The following is a 5,692-nucleotide window of genomic DNA, read 5'->3' on the forward strand; positions in this document are numbered from 1 at the left end:
TGAAGAAATGAAGTACGATATTCTGGTTGCAGGTGTTGGAGGACAGGGAGTTGTGCTTGCTTCCCGAATGCTTGCACTTGCTGCAATGAAAGCCGGGTTCCGTGTGAGCACTGCCGAAACCATAGGCATGTCCCAGAGGGAAGGTTCGGTGAGCAGCCATATAAGGATAGGAGACGAGATTTCGGGTTCACTTATCCCGGCAGGGAAGGCAGACATGCTTATAGGACTTGAACCCGCAGAAAGCATAAGGAATCTCCCGTTCCTGAAAAAAGGCGGAAAAATCATAGTAAACTCTCATGCCATACCCCCTGCATCAAAACCCCCCGGAAGCCCGGAATATAACCCTGAGTCTTTGCTGTCTTTTCTGAAGGCACACTTCCCGGATATGCTCTGTCTGGATTTCACCCGGCTCGCAGAAGAGGCGGGGACATACAGGGCTGCCAATGTTGCAATGCTGGGAGCGGCGGCAGGTATGGATATACTGCCTTTCTCAAGAGAAATCATTCTGGCAGTACTTGAAACCGAAATCCCTGAAAAACACAGGGCTGTAAACAGGGCTGCTTTTGAAGCTGCGATAGAAAAAATAAAGCTGATCTCTGCGCCCCTGAACGGGGAAAAGAAGGTGAAATTAAATGTATGAAGCATCCTGTGATTCTGAGCTCGATCCTGATGTCCAGCTCTATCACCCAAATCTCTCGGAAGAAGATACCCTTGCAAAACTGAAGGACCTGCTCAGACGTGTTGTTGAAGGCAGTCCGTTTTACCAGAAGAAGTTCAGGGAAGAAAACGTGGATATCGAGAAAATAAAATCCCTTGAAGACCTGAAACTCCTGCCTTTCACGCACAAAGAGGAACTGAGGGACGCCTATCCCCTCGGGCTTCAGGCAGTGCCTGATTCCGTAGTTGTCAGGATCCATTCTTCCTCAGGAACTACAGGCAAGCCTGTAATTATTCCTTATACCCGGAAGGATGTTGATGTCTGGGCAGAACTTATGATGCGCTGCTACATGCTGGCAGGGCTTACCAACAGAGACAGGATCCAGATAACTCCGGGATATGGGCTCTGGACCGCAGGTATCGGATTCCAGCTCGGTGCCGAGCGCCTTGGAGCAATGGCAATACCTACAGGGCCCGGAAATACCGAAAAACAGCTTGAGATGCTTGTCGACCTCAGGTCCACAGCCCTTGCAAGCACTTCTTCGTATGCGCTTTTGCTTGCCGAAGAGATTGAAAAGCGCGGCCTGAAAGACCAGATCCATCTCAGGGTAGGTGTTATCGGCTCGGAGCGCTGGAGCGAAAAGATGCGCAGCAGGATCGAAACCGAACTCGGGATCGAGACCTTTGACATCTACGGGCTGACGGAAATCTATGGACCAGGAATTGCCCTTGACTGCTCCTACCACGAAGGGATGCATTACTGGTCCGACCACCTGCTTTTTGAGATCATCGACCCCATAACAGGTGAGCAACTGCCCGATGGGACCCTCGGAGAACTTGTTATTACCACTCTCACAAAAGAAGGAGCTCCCCTGATCCGCTACAGGACAAGAGACCTTACGCGCATAATCCCGGGACTCTGCAAATGCGGCTGCCCCTTCCCGAGAATTGACCGGATTTTAGGGAGGTCTGATGACCGCATTAAGTACAAGGCAGTAAATATCTACCCCGGACAGATTGAAGATATTATCCACAAAGTTCCCGGAGTGAGCAGCGAGTACCAGATCCTCCTTACGAGAAAAGACGGCAGGGACAACATGACTTTCAGGGTCGAAATTGAAGATGCAGAAGACCCTGCAAAAAAATTAAAAGCTGAGAAAGCCCTGGGAAAAGCTTTCAAGGACTTTATAGGAGTAACCGTGGATATCGTGGGTGTGAAGCTTGGTGAACTTCCAAGAAGCATGAAAAAGACTAAAAGAGTAATCGATGAAAGGGAACTTTAAACCCCTTCCATCATTCTATTTTCTTGATCGGATTCCCTTCCATACCTTTCATTAATTTTGTAGATTATTAATTTCTTCTGATGATGAAGGTTTTTCAGAAGCCTTTCCCTTTTCAATATCTGTCTTGTATACAATAGTCCTGTAAGGATACGGAATTTCTATCCCTTCCTCATCAAAACGCTTTTTGATCGCTTCTCTAATTTCGCATCCTGAACTGTATGCATCACTCCTGTCCTTAAACCACATCTGCATGCGGAGATTTATGGCAAAATCTCCGAGCTCTGTCACGTATACTTTAACCTGTCCCCTTTCCCTGAAATCCGGATCTACAAGATGGAGTACGGAAGGGTTCATGAACCCGTTTGTAAGAGTTTCGGATTTCAGTAATCCTGGCTTTACAACGCTGTACTCAAGGGTCTGGGGAGACATGACCTTGGGGTGTTTTCTGGCTTCCTCAATCATAATTTTCTTTGCCAGGCTGATATCGGAGTCATAGCTGATTCCAACATCCAGTGGCCAGATAACTGCAGGGTCTTCTATGGTCCAGTTAACTATTGCTTCATTGCTGATCACTGAGTTGGGGATAATAAGGCGCCTGTTATCCCAGGTCAGAATTACTGTATGCCTGAGGTTGAGGTCCGTAACTTTTCCGTACTCATTCATAATAGTCAGTCTGTCTCCAACCCTGAAAGGTTGAAACAGAGCAAGGGCAATGCCTGCAATAATATTGCTCAGCGTGTTCTGGGCTGCAAAACCGATTACGATACCGGCGAGCCCTGCCCCTGATAACATCGCTACGGAGAGACTGCGCAGTTCAGGAATGCTGAAGATTACAACAACCAGACCTATGAAATAGACTGCTGCAACCATTATGTGCCTGAACATTCGGAAAGTAGTTACATCGATATGCAGCTTGCTGCTGACTCTTTTATGGTAATTTATCAAAATGTTGTTTACAGTTCTTGCGACAAGGATAGTGCCCATGCCTACAAAAATAATGAACAACAGCGTATCCAGGTTGTTAGAGAACCAGGTGAATGCATGCTCCAGTATTGTGTCTAAATAGGAAATGTTATCTGCAAGAGAAGTATCCGTATCCGGGGTAGTGTTATTCAGAGTATCCAGGGTTTCCATGCCCTCAACCTTTTGCAGGAATCCTTATATAAATATTGATTTTAGAATACATGAATTGTAAGAATGTAAAGTAAGTTTCACAAAAGAGATTGAGGAAGTTGAAACAATAGAAATTCAGATTGAACAGAAATCGCTTAAAAGTTAAGGATGAAAGCAAAAAAGGGTATTTTAAATTGAAAATGAAAGGAAGAAATTACTTCCTTTCCCTTGCGTAAGCAACAATTGCGTCTTTGACTCCGTATTTGAATGCTACCACGATAGCAATTCCCCATGCCAGCGGTCCGAAGAACACATAGAGGATACCGGTGTCGATCATCATTGTGTCCAGGGCAACCAGTACCAGAATGAGGAGCAGGAAGCCTCTCAGGAGTGGAAGGATTACGTCTGCTCCTTCGACTTTCATGCCTTTGACAGTACCGCTCAGGTAGTCCATTACCACATCTATGGACAGAACTCCTATCATCAGTATCAGGACTGCTACGATAACACGTGGCAAATACTGGGTAATACTTATCAGCAGATCGGTAATCATAACCAGCCGGAGGATATCGGAAGCTGCTGTGAGGAAAATCAGATATCCAAATATTCTGACTATTCCAGCTATGATACCTGAAATCGTCATTCCACCTGACCTGACTGAAGCTCCGAAAGTTGTCTGTTCGAATTTTTCGTCTACTCCAGTCGAAACAAGTACTTTCTTGAGCAAATCGCTGATGAAATCCACGATCAGCAAACCTATGAGCAGGACGATAAGAGCAGAGATCACAAGCGGAACATAGAATATAATCAGGTCAACGAAGTTGTTCACGACCTCAATATTTAGAAGGTCCAGGATTATTATGGCGAAAATGATATAGATAAACCAGCGGATGACGGCATCAAAAAAGCCAACCGTACTCATCTGTCCTCTTCTCAGCATTCCGCCTATCACCGTTTTGTCTATCAGTTCGTCAAGACCTATCTTATCCAGTATCTTTGCCCCGATCTTTCCAAGGGCTTTTCCCACTACTGTACCTATAATAAGAAGAAGAATTATGGCTACCAATGTAGGAACAAAAGCGATAAACTGATCAAGCATATTGTATAAACTATTCGTAACTTCCGTTTGAACCATATCACTACCCCTTTATCTGGTTTTCAATTTGATGATCTTCCCAAATTCCCCTATTTTTAGAAGATCAATTTTTAGATTTCTCGTAATATTCTATATAATGGATAATAGATATATTTATCTGTAAACGCTTTAAATCCCGCCTTTGTATTGAAATTGAGGTTATGCGGAATATAATCAGGACTGCTTCAAAGCTATCAAGATTGCTTCAGAGTTTATACTGATTCGAACAAAAAGCATGCACAGGCTTAAATCAGTGAAACTCCAATTAATAAAATGTTTAATTTTATTATAAAGTGAGGCAGAGCCGTGAAATCTAAAACTTTCAAAAAAAAGCAATCAAATGTCGGTCTTGCCCCCGGAACTCTTGTACATGTGGGGGAAAAAAAGGCAGAAAAAGTCGTTATCAGGGCCTGGGTATATAACAGTGAAAAACTGATAGAAAAAGAACTGAAAACTGTGGAAGAATGTCAGGCACTTAAAGACCAGCCCGGCATGAACCTGTGGATAAACGTAGACGGATTAGATCAGATAGGAATTATAGAAAAACTTGGAAGCTACTTTGGGGTCCATCCTCTTACCCTTGAAGACGTGCTGAACACCGGGCAGCGACCGAAAATGGAGGATTACGATTCTTATATTTATGCTGTTCTGAAAATGATGATTCTCGATGAAAAAAGAAAAGAGATCATTATAGATCAGGTAAGCATTATCTTCGGCTCCAATTACATCCTCTCTTTTCAGGAGAGGGAAAGAGATGTTTTTAACCCCATAAGAGACAGGTTAAAAAATCCTGCTTCACGCCTGCGAAAGAACGGGGTGGACCTTCTTGCATACAGCCTCATGGATGCTGTGGTTGACAACTATTTCTTGATTCTTGAACACATTGGGGAAGAAATAGAAAACCTTGAAGAAGAACTCATAGTGGACCCGGTTCCTGAAACCCTGAAAGCAATCCAGAAACATAAAAGGGATATGATTACTCTCCGCAGATCAGTCTGGCCTCTCAGGGAATTGATAAATAGCCTTCAGAGGACCGAGTCAGAACTGATAAATGAAACCACGCAGCTTTACCTGCGAGACGTCTATGACCATACAATTCAGGTAATTGACTCCATAGAAGCTTTCAGGGATATCCTCTCTTCAATGGTAGACGTCTACCTTTCAAGCTTGAGCAACAGAATGAATGACGTTATGAAAGTCCTGACGATTATAGCTACGATTTTTATCCCCCTTACCTTCATAGCAGGAGTATACGGCATGAACTTTGAATACATGCCCGAACTCGAATGGCGCTGGGGTTATCCTGCAGTAATGCTGGGAATGGCGATGGTAGGAATCAGCATGTTTCTTTACTTTAAAAAGAGAAGATGGGTCTAAACCACCCGAGACCCGTTTCGGGAGGACGGCGTTCTTTTCACTCGCTTCGCTCGCTCAAGAGGACTCATTTAAAAAATTGAAAAGTTCTTCGGAATTCAGGGGTAATTGACTAATTAATAAGGAGTAT

5 protein-coding genes are annotated in these 5,692 nt (G+C 44.1%); 3 read left to right on the plus strand and 2 right to left on the minus strand.

The features are described from left to right. The first annotated feature begins 7 nt into the window (after positions 1-7). Both PLL47_RS03400 and PLL47_RS03405 read left to right on the plus strand, forming a co-directional pair. On the plus strand, positions 8-640 hold the full coding sequence (locus PLL47_RS03400; protein ID WP_324444848.1) for an indolepyruvate oxidoreductase subunit beta: 633 nt from the start codon (positions 8-10) through the stop codon (positions 638-640). Continuing rightward, positions 633-1,940 carry a phenylacetate--CoA ligase family protein gene (locus tag PLL47_RS03405; RefSeq protein WP_324444793.1) on the plus strand — a complete coding sequence of 436 codons (1,308 nt, stop codon included), beginning with the start codon at positions 633-635 and terminating at the stop codon, positions 1,938-1,940. The genes PLL47_RS03400 and PLL47_RS03405 overlap by 8 nt, the downstream gene beginning before the upstream one ends. Before the next feature lie 51 nt (positions 1,941-1,991). Here PLL47_RS03405 and PLL47_RS03410 read toward each other — a convergent pair whose 3' ends face one another. Both PLL47_RS03410 and PLL47_RS03415 read right to left on the minus strand, forming a co-directional pair. Then, positions 1,992-3,074, minus strand: coding sequence for a mechanosensitive ion channel family protein (locus PLL47_RS03410; RefSeq protein WP_324444794.1), 1,083 nt, complete (start codon positions 3,072-3,074; stop codon positions 1,992-1,994). A gap of 193 nt (positions 3,075-3,267) precedes the next feature. Next, positions 3,268-4,188 carry a mechanosensitive ion channel family protein gene (locus PLL47_RS03415; protein WP_324444795.1) on the minus strand — a complete coding sequence of 307 codons (921 nt, stop codon included), beginning with the start codon at positions 4,186-4,188 and terminating at the stop codon, positions 3,268-3,270. Positions 4,189-4,494: 306 nt separating this feature from the next. On the opposite strand from PLL47_RS03415, the gene corA reads away from it, so the two are divergent. Further along, on the plus strand, positions 4,495-5,565 hold the full coding sequence (corA, locus tag PLL47_RS03420) for a magnesium/cobalt transporter CorA (protein ID WP_324444796.1): 1,071 nt from the start codon (positions 4,495-4,497) through the stop codon (positions 5,563-5,565). Positions 5,566-5,692: the final 127 nt, after the last annotated feature.

Source organism: Methanosarcina sp., assembly GCF_035390745.1.
Classification (GTDB): Archaea; Halobacteriota; Methanosarcinia; order Methanosarcinales; family Methanosarcinaceae; genus Methanosarcina.